General features: G+C 60.8%; 21 protein-coding genes. 15 read left to right on the plus strand and 6 right to left on the minus strand.

Annotated features, from left to right (window positions below):
• The first annotated feature begins 173 nt into the window (after positions 1 to 173).
• Both QIW53_RS25790 and sfsA read left to right on the plus strand, forming a co-directional pair.
• Positions 174 to 1,346: a pyridoxal phosphate-dependent aminotransferase gene (locus QIW53_RS25790; protein WP_371052401.1), complete on the plus strand. Its 1,173-nt coding sequence runs from the start codon at positions 174 to 176 to the stop codon at positions 1,344 to 1,346.
• Positions 1,346 to 2,059: a DNA/RNA nuclease SfsA gene (sfsA, locus tag QIW53_RS25795; protein ID WP_371052402.1), complete on the plus strand. Its 714-nt coding sequence runs from the start codon at positions 1,346 to 1,348 to the stop codon at positions 2,057 to 2,059. The genes QIW53_RS25790 and sfsA overlap by 1 nt, the downstream gene beginning before the upstream one ends.
• Here sfsA and QIW53_RS25800 read toward each other — a convergent pair.
• Complete coding sequence (locus QIW53_RS25800) at positions 2,056 to 2,373, minus strand: Rieske (2Fe-2S) protein (RefSeq protein ID WP_371052403.1); 318 nt, start codon at positions 2,371 to 2,373, stop codon at positions 2,056 to 2,058. The two genes, sfsA and QIW53_RS25800, sit on opposite strands and share 4 nt — an antisense overlap.
• Positions 2,374 to 2,540: 167 nt before the next feature.
• Here QIW53_RS25800 and QIW53_RS25805 point away from each other — a divergent pair, with 167 nt between their 5' ends.
• From QIW53_RS25805 to QIW53_RS25820, 4 genes are read left to right on the plus strand one after another with little or no spacing between them, the layout of a single operon-like run.
• On the plus strand, positions 2,541 to 3,425 hold the full coding sequence (locus QIW53_RS25805) for a heme/hemin ABC transporter substrate-binding protein (RefSeq protein ID WP_371052404.1): 885 nt from the start codon (positions 2,541 to 2,543) through the stop codon (positions 3,423 to 3,425).
• A gap of 50 nt (positions 3,426 to 3,475) precedes the next feature.
• Positions 3,476 to 4,459 (plus strand): FecCD family ABC transporter permease, encoded by a 984-nt coding sequence (locus tag QIW53_RS25810; RefSeq protein WP_371052421.1) that lies wholly within the window; start codon positions 3,476 to 3,478, stop codon positions 4,457 to 4,459.
• Positions 4,459 to 5,226 carry a heme ABC transporter ATP-binding protein gene (locus QIW53_RS25815; protein ID WP_371052406.1) on the plus strand — a complete coding sequence of 256 codons (768 nt, stop codon included), beginning with the start codon at positions 4,459 to 4,461 and terminating at the stop codon, positions 5,224 to 5,226. Before QIW53_RS25810 ends, QIW53_RS25815 begins: the two co-directional genes overlap by 1 nt.
• A gap of 17 nt (positions 5,227 to 5,243) precedes the next feature.
• Complete coding sequence (locus QIW53_RS25820; RefSeq protein WP_371052407.1) at positions 5,244 to 6,095, plus strand: ChaN family lipoprotein; 852 nt, start codon at positions 5,244 to 5,246, stop codon at positions 6,093 to 6,095.
• A gap of 231 nt (positions 6,096 to 6,326) precedes the next feature.
• Here the strand turns inward: QIW53_RS25820 and QIW53_RS25825 are convergent, their stop codons facing one another.
• From QIW53_RS25825 to QIW53_RS25840, 4 genes are all read right to left on the minus strand, one after another.
• Positions 6,327 to 7,127, minus strand: coding sequence for a Crp/Fnr family transcriptional regulator (locus QIW53_RS25825; RefSeq protein WP_371052408.1), 801 nt, complete (start codon positions 7,125 to 7,127; stop codon positions 6,327 to 6,329).
• Between the two features lie 15 nt (positions 7,128 to 7,142).
• Positions 7,143 to 7,415 carry a TfoX/Sxy family protein gene (locus QIW53_RS25830; RefSeq protein WP_009050884.1) on the minus strand — a complete coding sequence of 91 codons (273 nt, stop codon included), beginning with the start codon at positions 7,413 to 7,415 and terminating at the stop codon, positions 7,143 to 7,145.
• Positions 7,416 to 7,657: 242 nt separating this feature from the next.
• The gene (locus tag QIW53_RS25835; RefSeq protein ID WP_371052410.1) at positions 7,658 to 8,002 is read right to left on the minus strand and encodes a pentapeptide repeat-containing protein; all 345 of its coding nucleotides are present in this window, start codon (positions 8,000 to 8,002) and stop codon (positions 7,658 to 7,660) included.
• A gap of 90 nt (positions 8,003 to 8,092) precedes the next feature.
• Positions 8,093 to 9,649, minus strand: a complete 1,557-nt coding sequence (locus QIW53_RS25840) for a bifunctional aminoglycoside phosphotransferase/ATP-binding protein (RefSeq protein ID WP_371052411.1) — start codon at positions 9,647 to 9,649, stop codon at positions 8,093 to 8,095.
• Positions 9,650 to 9,766: 117 nt separating this feature from the next.
• On the opposite strand from QIW53_RS25840, the gene mrcB reads away from it, so the two are divergent.
• From mrcB to QIW53_RS25855, 3 genes are read left to right on the plus strand one after another with little or no spacing between them, the layout of a single operon-like run.
• Positions 9,767 to 12,091, plus strand: coding sequence for a penicillin-binding protein 1B (gene mrcB, locus QIW53_RS25845; protein WP_371052412.1), 2,325 nt, complete (start codon positions 9,767 to 9,769; stop codon positions 12,089 to 12,091).
• Positions 12,092 to 12,107: 16 nt separating this feature from the next.
• Entirely contained in the window at positions 12,108 to 12,836 is a 729-nt protein-coding gene (locus QIW53_RS25850; RefSeq protein WP_371052413.1) for a tetratricopeptide repeat protein, read from the plus strand.
• Positions 12,836 to 13,171: a YqcC family protein gene (locus QIW53_RS25855; RefSeq protein ID WP_371052414.1), complete on the plus strand. Its 336-nt coding sequence runs from the start codon at positions 12,836 to 12,838 to the stop codon at positions 13,169 to 13,171. Before QIW53_RS25850 ends, QIW53_RS25855 begins: the two co-directional genes overlap by 1 nt.
• A gap of 13 nt (positions 13,172 to 13,184) precedes the next feature.
• Here the strand turns inward: QIW53_RS25855 and QIW53_RS25860 are convergent, their stop codons facing one another.
• Positions 13,185 to 13,607 carry a DUF4124 domain-containing protein gene (locus QIW53_RS25860; RefSeq protein ID WP_371052415.1) on the minus strand — a complete coding sequence of 141 codons (423 nt, stop codon included), beginning with the start codon at positions 13,605 to 13,607 and terminating at the stop codon, positions 13,185 to 13,187.
• Between the two features lie 400 nt (positions 13,608 to 14,007).
• On the opposite strand from QIW53_RS25860, the gene QIW53_RS25865 reads away from it, so the two are divergent.
• The 6 genes from QIW53_RS25865 (at position 14,008) to msrQ (ending at position 19,983) form a co-directional block, all read left to right on the plus strand.
• Positions 14,008 to 15,732: an acetolactate synthase 3 large subunit gene (locus QIW53_RS25865; RefSeq protein WP_371052416.1), complete on the plus strand. Its 1,725-nt coding sequence runs from the start codon at positions 14,008 to 14,010 to the stop codon at positions 15,730 to 15,732.
• A 2-nt stretch (positions 15,733 to 15,734) separates the two neighbouring features.
• Entirely contained in the window at positions 15,735 to 16,226 is a 492-nt protein-coding gene (gene ilvN / locus QIW53_RS25870) for an acetolactate synthase small subunit (protein ID WP_040064172.1), read from the plus strand.
• Positions 16,227 to 16,274: 48 nt separating this feature from the next.
• Entirely contained in the window at positions 16,275 to 17,291 is a 1,017-nt protein-coding gene (ilvC, locus tag QIW53_RS25875) for a ketol-acid reductoisomerase (protein WP_003228216.1), read from the plus strand.
• A gap of 146 nt (positions 17,292 to 17,437) precedes the next feature.
• Complete coding sequence (pssA, locus tag QIW53_RS25880; protein WP_371052417.1) at positions 17,438 to 18,292, plus strand: CDP-diacylglycerol--serine O-phosphatidyltransferase; 855 nt, start codon at positions 17,438 to 17,440, stop codon at positions 18,290 to 18,292.
• Between the two features lie 57 nt (positions 18,293 to 18,349).
• Positions 18,350 to 19,363, plus strand: a complete 1,014-nt coding sequence (gene msrP / locus QIW53_RS25885) for a protein-methionine-sulfoxide reductase catalytic subunit MsrP (RefSeq protein WP_371052418.1) — start codon at positions 18,350 to 18,352, stop codon at positions 19,361 to 19,363.
• Entirely contained in the window at positions 19,363 to 19,983 is a 621-nt protein-coding gene (msrQ, locus tag QIW53_RS25890; protein ID WP_371052419.1) for a protein-methionine-sulfoxide reductase heme-binding subunit MsrQ, read from the plus strand. The genes msrP and msrQ overlap by 1 nt, the downstream gene beginning before the upstream one ends.
• Positions 19,984 to 20,058 lie beyond the last annotated feature (75 nt).

Genomic DNA, 20,058 nt, shown 5'->3' on the forward strand with positions numbered 1-20,058 from the left:
AAAGCCCTGTCTGGCGGTAATGGAGGCCTGATCAATTAATGATTTTAGTCAAACCTCGCGCACTCGCTTGAGTCGTTTGTGGCCAGGGTCTCAAGGGTCTGACCGCTTTAGGTTCTCGCTCGTTCCTGCGCTTGGGTAGAATCGGTGTTTTCCCTTTTGTTGAAGGAAGGCCAATGGCTCAGCCCTACAGTGCCCGCAGTCGTGCAATCGAACCGTTCCATGTCATGGCGCTGCTGGCGCGGGCCAACGAACTGCAAGCCGCCGGCCACGACGTGATCCACCTGGAAATTGGCGAGCCGGACTTCACCACCGCCGAGCCGATCATCCAGGCTGGTCAGGCGGCGCTGGCGGCGGGGAAGACCCGGTACACCGCAGCGCGGGGCATCCCCGAACTGCGTGAGGCCATTTCAGGCTTCTATCAACAGCGTTACGGCCTGAACATCGACCCCCGACGAATCCTGATCACGCCTGGCGGTTCCGGTGCGTTGCTGTTGGCCAGCGCCCTGCTGGTGGACCCGGGCAAGCACTGGTTGCTGGCGGATCCGGGCTACCCGTGCAACCGGCATTTCCTGCGTCTGGTGGAAGGCGCGGCGCAGTTGGTGCCGGTGGGGCCGGAGGTGCGTTATCAACTGACGCCGGATCTGGTCGAGCGTCATTGGGACCACGACAGCGTCGGCGCGCTGGTGGCATCGCCGGCCAACCCGACCGGAACGATCTTGACGCGCGACGAATTGGCCGGCCTGTCGGGCGCGATCAAGGCGCGTCATGGCCATCTGGTGGTGGACGAGATCTACCATGGCCTGACCTATGGCACCGATGCCGCCAGCGTGCTGGAAGTCGACGACAGTGCCTTTGTCCTGAATAGTTTTTCCAAGTATTTCGGCATGACCGGCTGGCGGCTTGGCTGGCTCGTGGCGCCGGATGGGGCGGTCGGCGAGCTGGAGAAGCTGGCGCAAAACCTCTACATCAGCGCTCCCAGCATGGCCCAGCAGGCGGCCCTGGCCTGTTTCGAACCGGCGACCATTGCCATTCTCGAAGAGCGGCGTGCTGAGTTTGGACGGCGCCGGGATTTCCTGCTGCCCGCCCTGCGTGAGCTGGGCTTCAATATTGCCGTGGAGCCGGAAGGCGCCTTCTATCTGTACGCCGATATCAGTCAGTTCGGCGGCGATGCCTTCGCGTTTTGCCGTCACTTCCTCGAATCCGAGCATGTGGCAATTACCCCGGGCCTGGACTTCGGGCGCTACCAGGCCGGCCATCACGTGCGGTTTGCCTACACCCAAAGCCTGCCGCGACTGCAGGAGGCGGTCGAGCGCATTGCTCGCGGTTTGCGGAGCTGGCAAGGCTGATGCGTTTTGATCCCCCACTGGAAGAAGGCCGCCTGATCCGGCGTTACAAGCGATTTCTCGCCGATATCGAGACCGTTCATGGCGAGTTCCTTACCATTCATTGCCCGAACACCGGCTCGATGCTCAATTGCCAGGTCGAAGGCGGGCAGGTGTGGTTCAGTCGCTCCAACGACCCGAAACGCAAGTTGCCGGGGACCTGGGAGATCGGCGAAACCCCGCAGGGCCGGCTGTTTTGCGTGAACACCGGGCGCGCCAATGGCTTGATCGAAGAGGCGCTGCGCGGCGGGGTGATCGCCGAGCTCAACGGTTTCACCGGACTCAAGCGTGAGGTGGCCTATGGACAGGAGAGCAGTCGCATCGATTTTCGTCTGGATTACCCGAGTGGGCCGGCGTACGTGGAGGTCAAAAGCGTGACCCTGGGCTTCGATGGTACAGCCGTCGCGGCGTTCCCTGATGCGGTGACCCAGCGGGGCGCCAAGCATTTGAGGGAGCTGGCTCACCTGGCCCGGGACGGTATCCGGGCGGTGCAGCTGTATTGCGTGTGCCTCATCGGTATCGAGGCAGTGCGCCCTGCGGACGAGATCGATGCGGCCTACGCCTCGGCCTTGCGCGAAGCCGTGGCCTGCGGGGTCGAGGTGCTGGCTTATGGCGTGGGTTTGACCCATGAAGGGATGCGGGTCGAGCGTCGTCTGGACGTGATGCTCGACCGTTAAGGGTTGATCCAGATGCCCTGGTCGTCTTCGCGGCTGTCAATGCGGGTCAGAAATTCTCCGGCGCAGGGGCCGGCCACGCACTCGCCGTCTTCGATCAGGAACAGTGCGCCGTGGGTGGCGCACTGGATCAGGCTGTTGCTGGGGTCGAGGAACTGGTCGGGGGTCCATTCCAGTCCGACGCCTCGGTGCGGGCAGCGATTGAGATAGACATAGACCTGGCCGCTGCGACGCACGGCAAGCAGCTTCTGGCCGTCGATGTCAAAGCCGCGGCTGCTGGAGTCCGCCAGCTCAGCGCCAGCGCAAAGAAACTTCATGACTATCCTCAACGTCGGCGGCTCGTGACTGAATATGTCCGAGCTTGACGTTCAAATGAAAACAATTATCAAATGGCCGCTTGTCCGTAGGAAACAGGTGGCGCACGCCGAGGATACTTGGCCTGGCCCCTGGATGCCTGGGAAAAACCTTGCAAAGGAAGTTGTTTATGCGCCTGAGTTCCCGCGTTGTCGCACTGTGTGCCGGACTTTTCGTCAGCCACCACGTTGCGGCGGCCGAATTGCCGCAGCGTTGGGTCAGTGCCGGTGGCGCCCTGTCGGAATGGGTCAGTGCGCTGGGCGGTGAAGCCAAACTGGTGGGTGTCGATACCACCAGCCAGCACCCGTCATCCCTCAAGGCGCTGCCCAGCATCGGTTATCAGCGGCAGTTGTCGGCCGAAGGCGTGTTGAGCCTGCGCCCGCAAATACTGGTGGGCACCGAGGAAATGGGCCCGCCGCCGGTGCTGTCGCAGATTCGTACGGCAGGCGTGCAAGTCGAATTGTTTTCCGCCAAGCCCGATCTGCCGACGTTGCAGGGCAATTTGCAGCACCTAGGCAAATTGCTCGGCGCAGAGGACAAGGCGGTGCAGTTGTTCCAGGGCTACCAGCAGCAACTCGAGCAGCAGAAGGTTGGCATCACCAAGGTTCAGTTGACCCAGGCGTCACCCGGCGTGCTCTTGCTGGTCGGGCATGCGGGCGGCAAGCCACTGATCGCCGGCAAGGACACGGCGGCCGATTGGCTGATCCAGAAATCGGGTGGGCACAATCTGGCGACCCACACCGGTTACAAGCCGTTCTCCAACGAGTCATTGATCAGCCTGGACCCCGAAGTGCTGGTGTTCGCCGACCGCGCTTTGACGGGCGAAGCGGCCCGCGCCGCGTTGTTCAAGGAAAATCCGATTCTGTCCTCGACCCGCGCGGCGAAGGATGGGCGCGTCATGGAACTTGACCCGACGCTGCTGGTGGGTGGGCTGGGCCCAAGGCTGCCTGCTGCGGTGAAAAAGCTCAGTGAGCTGTTCTATCCCGGTCTGGCTGGGGGTAACGCCGCCCCATGACCGTGCTGGTAAAGCCCCGTGTATTGTTCATCGGCCTGAGCCTCCTGTGTTTGCTGGCCATCTGGTTGTCGCTGGCGCTGGGACCGGTCAGCCTGCCTCTGCTGGATACCCTGCGCGCCAGTTTGCGCCTGCTTGGCGTGCCCATTGCGCCTGACGGGCTGGAGCAGGCCGAGCTGATTCTGGGGCAGATTCGCCTGCCGCGCACGCTGTTGGGGCTGGCGGTGGGTGGCGTGTTGGCGCTGTCGGGCGTGGCGATGCAAGGCTTGTTTCGCAACCCGTTGGCTGATCCCGGGCTGGTGGGCGTTTCCAGTGGTGCGGCGTTGGGGGCGGCCATTGCGATTGTCGGCGGAATGGCCTTTGGTGGCTTGCCGGAATCCTTCGGGCCGTACCTGCTGTCGCTGTGTGCGTTCATTGGCGGACTGGGAGTGACCGCGCTGGTGTATCGGCTGGGGCGACGCAACGGGCAGACCAACGTCGCCATCATGCTCCTGGCCGGTATCGCCTTGACCGCCTTGGCCGGCTCCGCCGTGGGGCTGTTTACCTATCTGGCGGACGACGCGACCCTGCGCACCCTGACGTTCTGGAACCTGGGCAGCCTCAATGGCGCCAGTTACTCGCGACTCTGGCCGCTGCTGCTGATCACGGCCGGCGTGGCGTTATGGTTGCCGCGCCGGGCCAGAGCCCTGAATGCGTTGTTGCTGGGGGAATCGGAGGCCGGTCATCTGGGCGTCGATGTCGAGCGACTCAAGCGGGAACTGGTGTTTTGCACGGCGCTGGGCGTGGGTGCAGCGGTGGCGGCGGCCGGTATGATCGGCTTCGTCGGGCTGGTGGTGCCGCACCTGGTGCGTCTGCTGGCAGGTCCCGATCATCGCGTGCTGTTGCCAGCCTCGGTGCTGGCGGGCGCGAGTCTGCTGCTGTTTGCCGACCTGGTGGCGCGCCTGGCGCTGGCGCCAGCCGAGCTGCCGATCGGCATTGTCACTGCGTTTATCGGTGCGCCGTTCTTTCTGTATTTGCTGCTCAGGGGGCGTGCCTGATGTTGCGAACGCAGAATCTGCACATCCACCGAGGCCGCAAGCTCGTCCTGACGGACATCACGCTGGAACTCAGGCCCGGGGAAGTGCTCGGCGTGCTGGGCCCCAACGGTGCCGGAAAAAGCACGCTGCTGGGCGCATTGGGCGGCGAGTTGCACGCCGATCAACCCAGCGTCTGGCTTGATGATCGCGAGCTGCGGGAGTGGACCGGTGCCCGGCGAGCCCAGCGCCTGGCGGTGTTGCCACAGGTGTCGACCCTGGACTTCGCCTTCCGTGTCGAAGAGGTGGTCGGCATGGGGCGCTTGCCGCACCAGAGTGGCCGGGCTCGGGATGAGGAAATTATCCTGGCTGCGTTGCAGGCAGCCGATGCCGGGCACCTGATGGCGCGCAGTTATCTGGCGTTGTCCGGTGGCGAGCGCCAGCGGGTGCACCTGGCGCGTGTGCTGGCGCAGCTCTGGCCCGGCGAGGCGGGCCAGACACTTTTGCTGGATGAGCCGACCTCGATGCTCGATCCATTGCACCAGCACACCACCTTGCAAGCGGTGCGCGCATTCGCCGACCGTGGTGCGGCGGTGCTGGTGATCCTGCATGATCTGAACCTCGCGGCGCGTTATTGTGACCGCCTGCTCTTGCTCGAAGGCGGGCGCCCGGTCGCACTCGATACGCCCGAGCGAGTGTTGCGTCCGGAGCCGCTCAAGGCGGTGTTCGGCCTGGACGTGTTGGTCCAACAGCATCCGGAACGCGGGCATCCGCTGATCATCGCCCGCTGAATCTGAAGGGGGAGTGCATGCGTGCAGGATTGATTCTGGCGGGTTTGATGCTGAGCGCCTGCCAACATGTTTCAGCGCCGCCGCCGGTCGTTGCTGACATTCGTGATTTGCACAGCGGGCAGGCGCTGTCGGCGCAGGAGCTGGTCGTGCGGCTGGCCAGCGCCTCGCGGCTGATCGTCGGTGAGCAGCACGACAACCGCGATCACCACGAGGTGCAGGGCTGGTTGTTGCAGGCGCTGGGGGATCAGCGTCCGCAAGGCAGCCTGTTGCTGGAAATGCTCACGCCGGACCAACAGACACGCGTCGATGACGTCCGCCGGGCGCCAACCTTGCCGGCTGATTTGCCTGACGCATTGGCCTGGCAGTCGGGTTGGGACTGGAGCCTGTATGGCCCGATCGTCCGTTTTGCCCTGACCCAGCCGTATCCGCTGCTGGCTGCCAATCTGGAGGCTGCCGAGGTTCGTGCCGTTTACGCCGATCAGCCGACATTGAGCGGTGCGCGCACCAACGCCGAGCCCGTCAGGGCCGCACTGCTGGCCCAGGTCAGCGAATCCCATTGCGGCCTGCTGCCCGAATCGCAGATGCCGGCCATGCTCGCCGTCCAGCAACAGCGCGACCGGCGTATGGCCGAACGATTGTTGGCCGCTCCCGCCCCGGCATTGCTGTTGGCGGGGGGCTACCACGCGCGCAAGGATGTCGGGGCACCGATACACGCCCTGGATCTGGGAGAGACGCAAGCGCCGACGGTACTGATGCTGGCCCAGCGGGGCACCGAGGTGACGGCGGCTGAGGCCGACTACGTCTGGTACACCCCCGTCACGCCGGCGCCGGATTACTGTGCGCAGATGCGCAAACAGTTCGGCAAATAAGGACGGACTTTTCCACAGGCAAAAAAAGACCCGGCAAGAGCCGGGTCAAATAACCGTGATTAGCCTGATGAGGAGATATCTGAGAGTCCGAACCAAGGGCTGTTCAAATATCGACCAGTCTCGCGACCAGTTGTGATAATCATATCGATTCTCATTACCAAGTCAACCGCTGATTGTTCATTTATTTGAGATTCGTCGCCCTGGTTGCAGGAACTGCCCGTAAACATTGGCTCAAGGCAGGTTTTTCAGCGAGCTCAGATGTGTTACCTGTTTATTCAGGAGATCTATCCTGCGGGCCATGCTCTCGATCAGGCTGTGGGCGATCTTCGCGTTGCTGCGGGTCAGGCTGAGAAACTGGTCTTTGGGAATCAGCATGACGGTGCTCGGTTCGCTGGCGATCACGGTTGCATTGCGTTTCTCGCCGGTGAAGACGGCCATGGCGCCGAAAATCTCGTCCTTGGGAATATCGCCGACCTTGTGTCCGTCGACGAAGGCTTCGGCATGGCCCTCGATAATCACGAAGACGTGATCGGCCTCATCGCCCTGATGGATCAGTGCGTCGCCGCGCGCGACGCGCTGAAAGCCGTTGGTACTGCGAAAGTCCGGTTGTTTGAGGCGTGCTACCGCATCGGACAGCAGGGCGGTTTGCCCCGCCAGGTACTGCAGGAACAGCTCCGAGCGCTCGGCGTCGGCGTAGATGTGCCGGAACACCTCGGAACGCAAGTAGGGCGTCAGGGCTATCGGGCTGTCGGTGCACAGGCGACAGCGGGGCAGGTCGGCGTCCTGGCGCAAACCGACCAGGTCGCCCTCGTGCAGATAGAACAACGGGCGCTCGTCGATGCAGCCGTGCAGCAGACCGTTCTTGAGAATGAACAATTGATCGCCGGGCAATGCCGCTGCCAGATCGTCGATCGCCGAAAACTCCAATGCCGGGCCGCACGCAGATAAATGCTCGAGCAAGCGGGCCGGGATATTTTGCAGTCGATTGATCAGTGCGTCGGCGTAGGCCGGTTGTTCCCCAAGCAAATACATGGTGGCAGGGCCCGTTCAGTTCTTGTGGCGTGATGAAATGGCATCCAGCTGTTTATTCAGGGCTTCCTTGCGCTCGGCGGGAATGTCGTTCCAGTGCACATCCATCAGAGCGCCTTCGATGGCGTACAGCAGCACCTTGGACGCCCGAAACCCGCGCGTACGCACGGCCCGATAAGCATCCACAGCCCCCAGCCGACGCAAATCCGAGGCGCTATGAATGCCCACGGCATGCAGCCATTGCGCTGACGTCTTGCCAAGGTTCTTCAGATGCTGCAGTTCATCATTCATCAAGCCTCCTTGCGATAGCCGAGCGGTGCGTGGACGAGCTTCTCAGGAGTGTAGCCATCAGTAGGAAAAGCGTGATTGTTTGCTCGGATTCGGAGCAAATGCTTCTAAGACGCACGCTGGGCGAGCGACGTGGGAGATTGTCGGCAGGAGGAAAAAGAGGGGAGGTCGTCAGTGCGCGAACGAAAAAACATCCGCAGTCCAGCGCTAGGCGGGGGCGCCGGACTTTTCAGCAAGCCGTTTTATCAGCGTGCGCGATAGCGCAGGCGTGTGCCGAAGTTCATCGACATGAGAATCTCGTCGGCGCTCAGTTCCGGTGGAAAGTAGGCGCCGGAGATCTGCGCGTGAGCCAGGCTTGCGCCTTCCAGCTTCGAGCGGGTGAAGTCGATGCCGCGCAGGTCGGCGGAACGGAAATAGGCATTGGTGAAGTCGACGCCGTCGGCATTCAGTTCACGCAGGTCCAGGCCACGGAAATCACCCCCGACCATGTCGACGGGTCCATCTGCTGGGCGTTCGTTGTTGAAACCCTTGATGTCGTCTTTGTGCAGCAAAGCATAGAGCGGTGTGTCGAGAAGTTTGGGCTGGCTCATGTCACGTCACCTGTTGGTTTTATGACGCCAGTATAATGCCACCACGTTACAATCGTGAAGCCGATGAGGGCTTCACGAGTGAAATACTTTTTACAGGCCCGGCAAGCGTTGACGGATCTGTGCAACGACGGTGTCGAGGGTCCCGCTTTCATTGGTCAGGACGCGTTTGCTGCACAGAATCTCCGCAGGCGTCAGCGCTTCACGGCTGGCTTGTTGACCTGCGATAACGTCCAGGGTCGCGTCGGATGGATCGTTTTTGTCTGCCTGACGCTGGGCCAGCCAGCTTTCGATCACGGCCTGCGGCGCTTCGCAGTCGAGGATCAGGAATGGCGCACCGGTGGCTTCGGCGATTTGCGCAGCCCCATCGCGCTGCTCGCGCTTGAGGTACGTGGCATCGATCACCACCGGGAAACCGGCATGCAGGATCACGCCAGCGATTTCATGCAGGCGGGCATAGGTCGCGGTGCTGGCGTCGGCACTGTAGATGCCGGCCTGAGGATCGTTGGCGACTGTCTGCTCACCGAACATGCGTTTGCGTTCCACGTCGGAACGCAGGCGAATCGCCCCGAGCGCCTCCACCAGGCGCATGGCCACGTGGCTTTTGCCAACCGCCGAAACGCCGTGGGTAATGGCCAGGAAGCGAGAAGGAATGGTGCTGTAGCTTTCTGCCAGGTTGGCGTAGTTGCGGTATTGGCGCAGGGTCGTGGCGCGCTGCACCGGGTTGGCCTCGGCCGGCATGCTGAACAGGCTGACCTTGGCGCGAACCAGCGCACGGTAGGCTTTATAGAAGTTCAACACTTCCAGGCCCTGATAGTCGCCGGTCAACTCCAGATACTGACTGATGAAGCGACGGGCGAGGCATTTCAGGCCGCGGTCCTCGAGGTCCATCGCCAGGAAACCGGTGTCGGCATAAACGTCGGTGAAGCGGAACGGTTCGTTGAATTCGATGCAGTCGAAGATCACGACCTTGCCGTCAATCACCGTGGCATTGCCCAGGTGGATGTCACCGTGGCACTCGCGGATGAAGCCCTGGGCCTTGCGCTCGGCAAACAGGGGCTTGAGGCGTTCGAAGCTGCTTTCGGCCCAGGCTTGCAGCGCGTCGAGTTGCAGAAGGTCGGCCTTGTCGCTCAGGAACGGACGAATCTGTTCGAAGTTCTGCCGTACGGGCTCCATGACGCTGTCCGGGGTGCCGGCCTGGTGTTCGGCGGGCACTTTCGGGGCGTTGAGGTGGAATTGTGCGATCTGCACGGCCATCTCGTCGATGTGCGTGGTGGTCAGCTCACCGTTGGCTTGCAGGGTGCTGAGCAGTTGGCTTTGCGGGAACTGGCGCATCTTCAGCGCGTAGTCGAGGATCGGACCGTCGCCTGCCAGTTGTGGCGCCTCGACGCTGCCGGTAATCGGCAACACTTCCAGATACAAATCATCGGTCAGGCGCTGGTTCAGGCGCAGCTCTTCGCCGCAGAAATGCTCGCGGGCCTCCAGGCTGGTGAAGTCGAGGAAACCAAAATTGACCGGTTTCTTCACTTTATAAGCAAAGGGACCTGTGAGAATCACCCAGGAGATGTGCGTTTCGATGACTTGGAATCCGTCTACTGCGTGCGGGTAGAGGGCCGGGTTTTGCAGGGCAGCGATCAGTGACTGGCTCACAGGTGTTCCTTCAAAGTCTGACGAAATTCATGGCGGTCATTATGGCGGCAAGTCCGTCCGACGCAAACCTCGGATGGCTCCTGTTGACGATGGATAAAGTGCGTATAATCCGGCGCCATGACTCGTACCCGATCCCCCCGTACCCCCAAAAAACCACCTGCCCGGGGCCTGCGTCCCTGGTTGAGCTGGGCTATCAAACTCAGTCTGGTCGGCCTTGTGCTGCTCGCCGGATTCGCCGTTTACCTCGATGCCATCGTCCAGGAGAAGTTCTCCGGCAAGCGCTGGACCATCCCGGCGAAGGTGTATGCGCGCCCGCTCGAGCTGTTTACCGGCCAGAAGCTGAGCAAAGAGGATTTCCTGACCGAACTCGATGCCCTGGGTTATCGTCGCGAAAGCGTGAGCAACGGTCCCGGCGCCGCTTCGGTCAATGGCAACACCGTTGATTTGAACACCCGCGGTTTCCAGTTCTATGAAGGCCTGGAGAAGGCGCAGCCCGTGCGCGTGCGATTCTCCGGCGACTATGTGGCCGAACTCTCGTCGACCAGCGGCGGGAAGTTGTCGGTGGTGCGTCTTGAGCCGCTGCTGATTGGCGGGATTTACCCGAAAAACCTTGAAGACCGTATTCTGATCAAGCTCGATCAGGTACCGCCTTACCTGCTCGAAACCCTGGTCGCCGTCGAAGACCGGGATTTCTACAGCCACTGGGGCGTATCGCCCAAGTCGATTGCCCGCGCCATCTGGGTCAACACCTCGGGCGGCAAGATGACTCAGGGCGGCAGTACCCTGACGCAACAGTTGGTGAAGAACTTCTACCTGACCAGCGAACGCAGCCTGACCCGCAAGCTCACCGAAGCCATGATGGCGATGTTGCTCGAGCTGCATTACGACAAACGCGAGATCCTCGAGGCCTACCTCAACGAAGTGTTTGTCGGTCAGGACGGTCAGCGTGCGGTTCACGGCTTCGGTCTGGCGAGCCAGTTCTTCTTCGGGCAGCCATTGTCCGAGCTCAAGTTGCATCAGGTGGCCATGCTGGTCGGCATGGTCAAGGGCCCGTCCTATTACAACCCCCGGCGTAATCCTGAGCGGGCGCTGGAACGGCGCAACCTCGTACTCGATGTGCTCGAGCAGCAAGGCGTTGCGACCGCCGAGCAAGTCGCGGCGGCGAAGAAGATGCCGCTGGGCGTGACCACGCGGGGCAAGCTCGCCGACAGTTCGTTCCCAGGATTCATCGATCTGGTCAAACGCCAGTTGCGCGAAGACTATCGTGACGAAGACTTGACCGAAGAAGGCCTGCGAATCTTCACCAGTTTCGACCCGATCCTGCAGATGAAAGCCGAAGCGTCGGTCAACGACACGTTCAAGCGCCTGGCCGGACGCAAGGGGTCCGATGACGTCGAAGCGGCGATGGTGGTGACCAATCCGGAAACCGGAGAAGTCCAGGCCATGATCGGCAGTCGCCAGGCGAGTTTCGCCGGCTTCAACCGGGCGCTGGATGCGGTGCGACCGATCGGCTCGCTGATCAAGCCGGCCGTTTACCTCACGGCGCTTGAGAAACCGAGCCAGTACAGCCTGACCAGTTGGCTGTCGGACGAAGCCTTCTCGGTCAAGGGCGCGGACGGCCAGGTCTGGAAACCGCAGAACTATGATCGCCGCTCCCACGGCACCGTCTTCCTGTATCAGGGGCTGGCGCATTCCTACAACTTGTCCACTGCACGTCTCGGGTTGGCGGTGGGCGTGCCCAACGTCCTGAAGACCGTGGCGCGGCTGGGCGTGAACCGCGAGTTCCCGGCCTTCCCGTCGATGTTGCTGGGCGCGGGTGGCATGACCCCGATCGAAGTCGCGACCATGTACCAGACGCTCGCCAACGGTGGGTTCAATACGCCGATGCGCGGGATTCGTAGCGTACTGACGGCCGAAGGCGAGCCGCTCAAGCGCTATCCGTTCCAGATCCAGCAACGTTTTGATCCGGCGTCCATCTATCTGATCCAGAACGCCATGCAGCGGGTCATGCGTGAAGGCACGGGCAGCTCGGTTTACAACGTGCTGCCGAAAACCCTGACCCTGGCGGGCAAGACCGGTACCAGTAACGACTCGCGCGACAGCTGGTTCGCCGGTTTCAGTCAGGACTTGCTGGCGGTGGTCTGGTTGGGGCGCGATGATAACGGCAAGACACCGTTCACCGGCGCCACGGGTGCGTTGCAGGTCTGGACCAGCTTCATGCGCAAGGCCGACCCGCTGCCATTGGACATGCCGCAACCGGACAACGTGGTTCAGGCGTGGGTCGACTCGCGAACCGGGCAGGGCTCCGATGCCAATTGCCCAGGTGCCGTGCAGATGCCGTATATTCGCGGCAGCGAACCGCCTCCCGGCGCTGCGTGTGGTGGGGAAAGCCCCGCTTCCGGCGAAACGGTGATGGATTGGGTCAAAGGCTGGATGAACTAAGCAAAGAGGGTTTCAAGTGAACAAGTGGTTGATTCCAGCGGTGGCCACCGTGGCTTTGCTCAGCGGTTGCTCCACCGTACAGCGCGGCTCCATTCCGGTCGTGGATTCCGGCAGTGCCGTGTCCAACAGCGAGCGGGTGTCGGCCAATGGCGGTTACCGTCAGACGACGGTGCAGCGTCCGGTCCAGAGTCAGGAGATTCCACAAGGCGATACGGGCGTGGTGGTGATGGTCCCGGGTGGTGGCGCGGTGACGTCAGCTCCGATCAGCACTTCACCCATCACGCCGGGCCCGATCACGCCGGGCCCGATCGACACCTCGCCGGTCCAGTCGGCGCCGATCAATCAAGGCAGCTACAGCATGCCTTCGACTCCGAGCGGGATTCCCTCGGCGAGCACCGGTGGCTTGTCCGCCGATGAGCAGTTGGATGGTCCGGTGTTGGCACTGCTGACCACCGCCCAACAGCAGCAGGCGGGTGGTGACCTCAATGGCGCGTCCTCCAGCCTCGAGCGTGCCCAGCGCGTTGCGCCCCGGGAGCCGCAAGTGCTCTATCGCCTGGCCCAGGTCCGCATGGCCCAGGGCGACGCGCCCCAGGCCGAGCAATTTGCCCGTCGTGGCCTGACGTTCGCCAACGGGCGTCCGGCGCTTCAGGCCAGTTTGTGGGAATTGATTGCTCAGGCGCGTGAGAAGCAAGGTGATTCTGCCGGCGCCGCACTGGCTCGTCAGAAGGCCAAGGTTTCGTCGTGATGGACGTCCGCTTTCCAAAGGTTGCCGAACAGCTGCTGCTGATCGAGCGCGAGTTGCGTGTTCAGGGCTGGTGGGACGAGGTCCCGCCCTCAGCCGAAGCGTTGTCCAGTGTCGAACCCTTTTCGGTCGATACGCTGGATTTCGAACAGTGGCTGCAGTGGATTTTCCTGCCTCGCATGAAAATCATCCTGGAGCAGGACTTGCCGCTGCCCAACGCCTCGGGCATTCAGGAGATGGCCGAGATGGTCTTCGCTTCCCGTAATGTCCAGGGCCGGGATCGCCAGTTGCAGGTGCTGCTCAAGGAATTCGACCTGCTGATCACGGCGTCACGCTGATTCCGCTCGCTCGTCATTGGCAATTCTCGGCAATCTGCCGTTGTGTTTCGGTGGTGCGCTCCTGACGCTGTTCCTCGCTCAGGCGGCGCATCTCACCTTCGACATCCTCCCGTAATCGCGGATTGTTCCGCAGTTGCGCCAGATTCGTCCGGGCCTGTTCGCAGAACACTTTCAGCTGCGCCTGCTGCTCGGCGACCTGCTGCTTCACCGACTTGTCGATGGCCTGTTGATCGCCGATGGTGTTGGCGGGCAAGGGCGCTGTCGGCTTGCCCGGCGGTACGGCGGGCGTGATCACGGTCGTCGCTTGTCCGCCTTGAGGTGGTTGTGCGTCAAAGTGGGTGACGCCTTGCTCGTCGACCCATTTGTAGATGGGGGCGGCCATGCCCAGCGGGCTGAAGCTCAGCAGCAGGCTGGCGGTCAGGAAAAACGTTCGCATGCCATTTCCTTGTATTGGGTTGCGCAATTGAAGCTAACACAGTAGCTGTTTCGCGGTTTTTTCTTGCTTTCTCATGTGCTTACTTCAATAAAGCACATAGACGACTTGACTTGCAGGGGACGAAACAGAAGAATCCAAAGTCCGCTGTAGAGGGACTGCCAGAAGCAGACCCACTCGGCAGATCATGAGGCGCACATCCGCGCCGACCTGTTACACCCGCAACGCGTTACCTCGCGCTGGGTGGGAAAGGCCCGCAACACTTGGGACGATCCCAATACTTGCTCAGTCAGTGCTGACGTAGTCGGCGACCACCGTCGCTCATGCTCTGCCGAGAAGTAAACCTATTAAGACCCGTCCTTTCTGACATGGACGGTATTCTGGCGTTTTAGAGGTGAACAACGTGGAGCTTTTATCTGGCGGTGAGATGCTCGTCCGCTTTTTGCGTGACGAAGGCGTCAAATATATCTACGGGTACCCGGGTGGTGCTCTTCTTCATGTATACGATGCCCTGTTCAAAGAACCGGAAGTGACCCACATCCTGGTTCGTCACGAACAGGCCGCGACCCACATGGCTGACGGTTATGCCCGTGCCACCGGTAAAGCCGGCGTAGTACTGGTGACCTCCGGTCCGGGCGCGACCAACGCCATTACCGGTATTGCCACCGCTTACATGGACTCCATTCCGATGGTGGTGATTTCCGGCCAGGTGCCGAGCACCATGGTCGGTACCGATGCATTCCAGGAAACCGACATGATCGGTATTTCCCGGCCGATCGTGAAACACAGCTTCATGATCAAGCACGCGTCGGAAATTCCGGAAGTCATGAAGAAGGCGTTCTACCTGGCGCAATCCGGTCGCCCAGGTCCGGTCGTTGTCGACATTCCGAAAGACATGACCAACCCGGCCGAGAAGTTCGAATACATCTTCCCGAAAAAAGCCAAGCTGCGTTCCTACAGCCCGGCCGTTCGTGGGCACTCCGGGCAAATCCGCAAGGCAGCCGAAATGCTCCTGGCGGCCAAGCGTCCGGTGATGTACTCCGGCGGTGGCGTGATCCTCGGTGGCGGCTCCGCGCCGCTGACCGAGCTGGCGAAAATGCTCAACCTGCCAGTGACCAATACCTTGATGGGCCTGGGTGCCTACCCGGGCGACGACCGTCAGTTCATCGGCATGCTGGGCATGCACGGCAGCTACACCGCGAACCTGGCGATGCACCATGCCGACGTGATTCTTGCGGTCGGCGCGCGTTTCGACGATCGCGTGATCAACGGCGCATCCAAGTTCTGCCCGAACGCCAAGATCATTCATATCGACATCGACCCGGCTTCGATCTCCAAGACCATCAAGGCCGACGTGCCTATCGTCGGTCCGGTCGAGAGCGTCCTGACCGAAATGGTTGCGATCCTCAAGGAAATCGGCGAGACCCCGAACAAGGAGTCCGTGGCCAGTTGGTGGAAGCAGGTGGATGAATGGCGCGGTGATCGGGGCCTGTTCCCTTACGACAAGGGCGACGGCAGCCAGATCAAGCCACAGACCGTGATCGAGACCCTGTGCGAAGTGACCAAGGGCGAGGCCTACGTGGCTTCCGATGTGGGCCAGCACCAAATGTTCGCGGCGCAGTACTACAAGTTCAACAAGCCGAACCGCTGGATCAACTCCGGTGGCCTGGGCACCATGGGCTTCGGTTTCCCGGCGGCCATGGGCATCAAGCTGAGCTTCCCGGATGCCGATGTCGTCTGCGTGACCGGTGAAGGCAGCATCCAGATGAACATTCAGGAACTGTCCACCTGTCTGCAATATGGTCTGCCGGTCAAGATTGTCATCCTGAACAACGGTGTTCTGGGTATGGTTCGCCAGTGGCAGGACATGAGCTATGGCAGTCGTCACTCGCATTCCTACATGGAATCGCTGCCTGATTTCGTCAAGCTGGCCGAAGCCTATGGTCACGTTGGCGTACGCATCACCGAATCGAAGGATCTGAAGTCGAAGATGGAGGAAGCGTTTGCCATGAAGGATCGCCTGGTGATCATCGACGTTTCGGTCGACACCAGTGAGCACGTCTACCCGATGCAGATCAAAGACGGCTCCATGCGCGATATGTGGCTGAGCAAGACGGAGCGTACCTAATCATGCGGCACATTATTTCCTTGCTTCTGGAAAACGAACCCGGCGCTTTGTCTCGTGTAGTCGGCCTGTTCTCGCAGCGCAACTACAACATCGAAAGCCTGACCGTGGCGCCAACCGAAGACCCGACCCTGTCGCGTCTGACGCTGACCACGGTGGGCCACGATGAGATCATCGAGCAGATCACCAAGAACCTGAACAAGCTGGTCGAAGTGGTCAAGCTGGTGGACCTGTCGGAGAGTGCTCACATCGAGCGCGAACTGATGCTGGTCAAGGTCAAGGCCACCGGTGCCCAGCGCGCCGAGATCAAACGCACTACCGATATTTACCGTGGGCAGATCGTCGATGTCAGCGCCAGCGTCTATACCGTTCAACTGACCGGTACCAGCGACAAGCTCGACAGCTTCATTCAGTCCATCGGCACCGCTTCGATCCTGGAGACCGTCCGTAGCGGCGTCACCGGTATCGCACGCGGCGACAAAGTACTCAGCATCTAAACCAAATTAGCGAATGGCCTGAACGGCCTGGATATATAGGGGAAATTCATGAAAGTTTTCTACGATAAAGACTGCGACCTGTCGATCATCCAGGGCAAGAAAGTTGCCATCATTGGTTACGGTTCCCAGGGCCACGCCCAAGCGTGCAACCTGAAAGACTCCGGCGTAGACGTTACCGTGGGCCTGCGTAAAGGTTCGGCGACCGTTGCCAAGGCAGAAGCCCATGGCCTGAAAGTGACCGACGTGGCTTCCGCTGTTGCAGCGGCCGACCTGGTCATGATCCTCACCCCGGACGAGTTCCAGTCCTCGCTGTACAAGAACGAAATCGAGCCGAACATCAAGAAGGGCGCCACCCTGGCCTTCTCCCACGGCTTCGCGATTCACTACAACCAGGTTGTACCGCGCGCTGACCTCGACGTGATCATGATCGCGCCGAAGGCTCCAGGCCACACCGTGCGTTCCGAGTTCGTCAAAGGCGGCGGTATCCCTGACCTGATCGCGATCTACCAGGACGCCTCGGGCAACGCCAAGAACGTAGCCCTGTCCTACGCCGCTGGCGTCGGTGGCGGCCGTACCGGCATCATCGAAACCACCTTCAAGGACGAGACCGAAACCGACCTGTTCGGCGAACAGGCCGTTCTGTGCGGCGGTACCGTTGAACTGGTAAAAGCCGGTTTCGAAACCCTGGTTGAAGCTGGCTACGCGCCGGAAATGGCTTACTTCGAGTGCCTGCACGAACTGAAGCTGATCGTTGACCTCATGTACGAAGGCGGTATCGCCAACATGAACTACTCGATCTCCAACAACGCCGAGTACGGCGAGTACGTGACCGGTCCGGAAGTGATCAACGCCGAATCCCGTCAGGCCATGCGCAACGCCCTGAAACGTATTCAGGACGGCGAATACGCCAAGATGTTCATCAGCGAAGGCGCAACCGGCTATCCTTCGATGACCGCCAAGCGTCGTAACAACGCCGCTCACGGTATCGAAATCATCGGTGAGCAACTGCGCTCCATGATGCCGTGGATCGGTGCCAACAAGATCGTCGACAAAGCCAAAAACTAAGTCGCGCACTTGTGTGAAAAAACGCGGCCCAGGCCGCGTTTTTTCGTTTGAGGGGGTCGGTTCTGGTATAAAGCTGCATCGTTTGTGGCCGAACCGTCGTCCCAGACACTTGTCGAAATTTTTCACCCCGTTGCAAGGTAATGTCCATGAGCGAACGCCCCGAAGAGCCAAACCAGGCTTCCGACGCCGAAAGCCTGTTGCCCATCGATGAGCATATTGAAGAAGGGCGTGACGCCGAAGGCCGTAAAGTCAGGCATCGTGGTATCTATCTTCTGCCCAATCTCTTTACCACCGCGAACCTGTTCGCGGGGTTCTACTCCATCATCAACTCGATGAGCGCGCAGAGCGCCTTGAGTGCCGGCGATGCCACTGGCGCCAGCAAGTATTTCGCCTTTGCCGCCATCGCGATCTTCGTGGCCATGGTGCTCGACGGCCTCGATGGTCGCGTGGCACGAATGACCAATACCCAGAGCGCCTTCGGTGCCGAATACGACTCGCTGTCGGATATGGTCGCCTTCGGTGTCGCGCCCGCCTTGTTGGCATTCGGTTGGGCATTGGGTGACATGGGCAAGGTCGGCTGGATGGTTGCCTTCATTTATGTCGCGGGTGCCGCGCTGCGCCTGGCGCGTTTCAACACTCAGGTCGGGACTGCCGACAAGCGTTACTTCATCGGCCTGGCCAGTCCGGCTGCTGCAGGTGTCGTTGCCGGTATTGTCTGGGCCTTCAGCGATTACGGCATTCAGGGTTCCAAAATGTCGTTTCTGGTGGCGCTGATGGTGGCGGCTGCCGGCATGCTGATGGTCAGCAACATCAAGTACAACAGCTTCAAGGAACTGGACCTGAAAGGGCGCGTACCTTTCGTGGCCATCCTGGCCGTCGTCCTGGTATTCGCCGTGGTGTTCAGTGATCCACCTCGTATTCTGCTGCTGGTGTTCCTGGCGTATGCAGCGTCTGGTCCAGTGCAATATCTGTTACGCCTTCGTCGGCACAAGAACGCGTAATTTCCTTCATACTCCGCAGTCTATTGGTGCATCTGTCTCCAGTGCTGCGGAGTTATCATGCTGATCAAGATCCCCAAAGCGTCCGACTGCCATGAGTCGGACGTGACGCCTGAATCCCTCTATCTATCCCGTCGAGCTGTGCTGGGCGCTGCGGCTGCCGGTCTGGCAGTGAGCGGTCTGCCACGCTGGGCCGGTGCTGCCGATGCCGCACGCTACGCTGATGTCGAGCCCGGCAAGGCGCCTGCCTGGTTCGCCGACAAGCTTCCTTCAGTGCAGTGGGGTGCGGTCAACGTCAAGGACGAAGCCATCACGCCGTTCAAGGACGCCACCCACTACAACAACTTCTACGAGTTCGGTGCCGATAAAGGTGACCCTGCAGCCAATGCCGGTACGCTGAAAACCGAGCCCTGGAGCGTGGTGGTGGACGGGGAGGTGGGGAAGCCGGGGCGGTATGCGCTGGAAGACTTCATGAAGCCTTACCAGTTGGAGGAGCGAATCTACCGTCTGCGCTGTGTGGAGGCCTGGTCGATGGTCATTCCGTGGATCGGCTTCCCCATTTCAGCGCTGCTCAAGCAGGTCGAGCCGACCTCCAGTGCGAAATTCATTCGCTTCGAAACCCTGCAGGATCCCAAGAGCATGCCGGGACAACGTTCCGGTTTTGCCTTGATCGACTGGCCTTATGTAGAAGGGTTGCGACTGGATGAGGCGATGAACCCTTTGGCCATTCTGGCCGTGGGCATGTATGGGCGTGAGTTGCCGAACCAGAACGGCGCGCCTTTGCGCCTGGTGGTGCCTTGGAAGTACGGATTCAAAAGCATCAAATCCATCGTGCGGATAAGCCTGGTCAGCGAACAGCCGAAAACCACCTGGCAGAGTATCGCGGCGGATGAGTACGGTTTCTACGCCAACGTCAATCCAACGGTGGATCACCCCCGGTGGACCCAGGCGCGGGAGCGACGTTTGCCGAGCGGGCTGTTCAAGCCCAATGTACGCGACACGCAGATGTTCAATGGTTATGCGGATGAAGTCGCTTCGTTATATACAGGGCTCGATCTGCGGAAGAATTACTGATGCGATATCCGTTGTGGCGAGCAGGGGTATTCACAGTGACGGCGATATGGCCGTTGCTCTGGCTCTATCAGGCCTGGGCGGATTTGCTCGGGCCGGACCCTGGCAAGGTGCTGGTTGATCGGCTGGGGCTCGGGACACTCATTCTGCTGCTGATAACCTTGAGCATGACGCCTCTGCAGAAGCTCAGCGGTTGGGCGGGATGGATAGCGGTCCGGCGGCAACTGGGTTTGTGGTGTTTCGCCTATGTTGTTCTGCATCTATGCAGCTATCTGGCGTTCATTCTTGGCTTCGACTGGTCTCAACTCGGCGTCGAGTTGCGCAAGCGGCCGTACATCATTGTCGGGACGCTCGGCTTTCTGGGGCTGCTGGCCTTGGCCGTCACGTCCAATCGCTTCAGCCAGCGACGTTTGGGGGTTCGCTGGAAGAAGTTGCACAGGCTGGCGTACATCATTCTCGTGCTCGGGTTGGTGCACATGTTGTGGATTGTGCGTGCCGATCTCAAGGAGTGGGCAGTGTATGCCTCGATAGGTGTGCTGCTATTAGTGCTGCGCCTGCCGCCGGTGTCGCGTCGGATTCCCCGTCTGGCGGCTAAAAAGTCCTCTTCCGCAAGAAAAGCATAATTAGGGGTTGACGGCAGATTCTGGACGTCTATAATTCGCCCCACTTCCGGCGCAGTCGAAACGGAAAACTCCTTG

The sequence above is a fragment of the Pseudomonas fluorescens genome (assembly GCF_041354075.1).
GTDB classification, from domain to species: Bacteria; Pseudomonadota; Gammaproteobacteria; order Pseudomonadales; family Pseudomonadaceae; genus Aquipseudomonas; species Aquipseudomonas fluorescens_CE.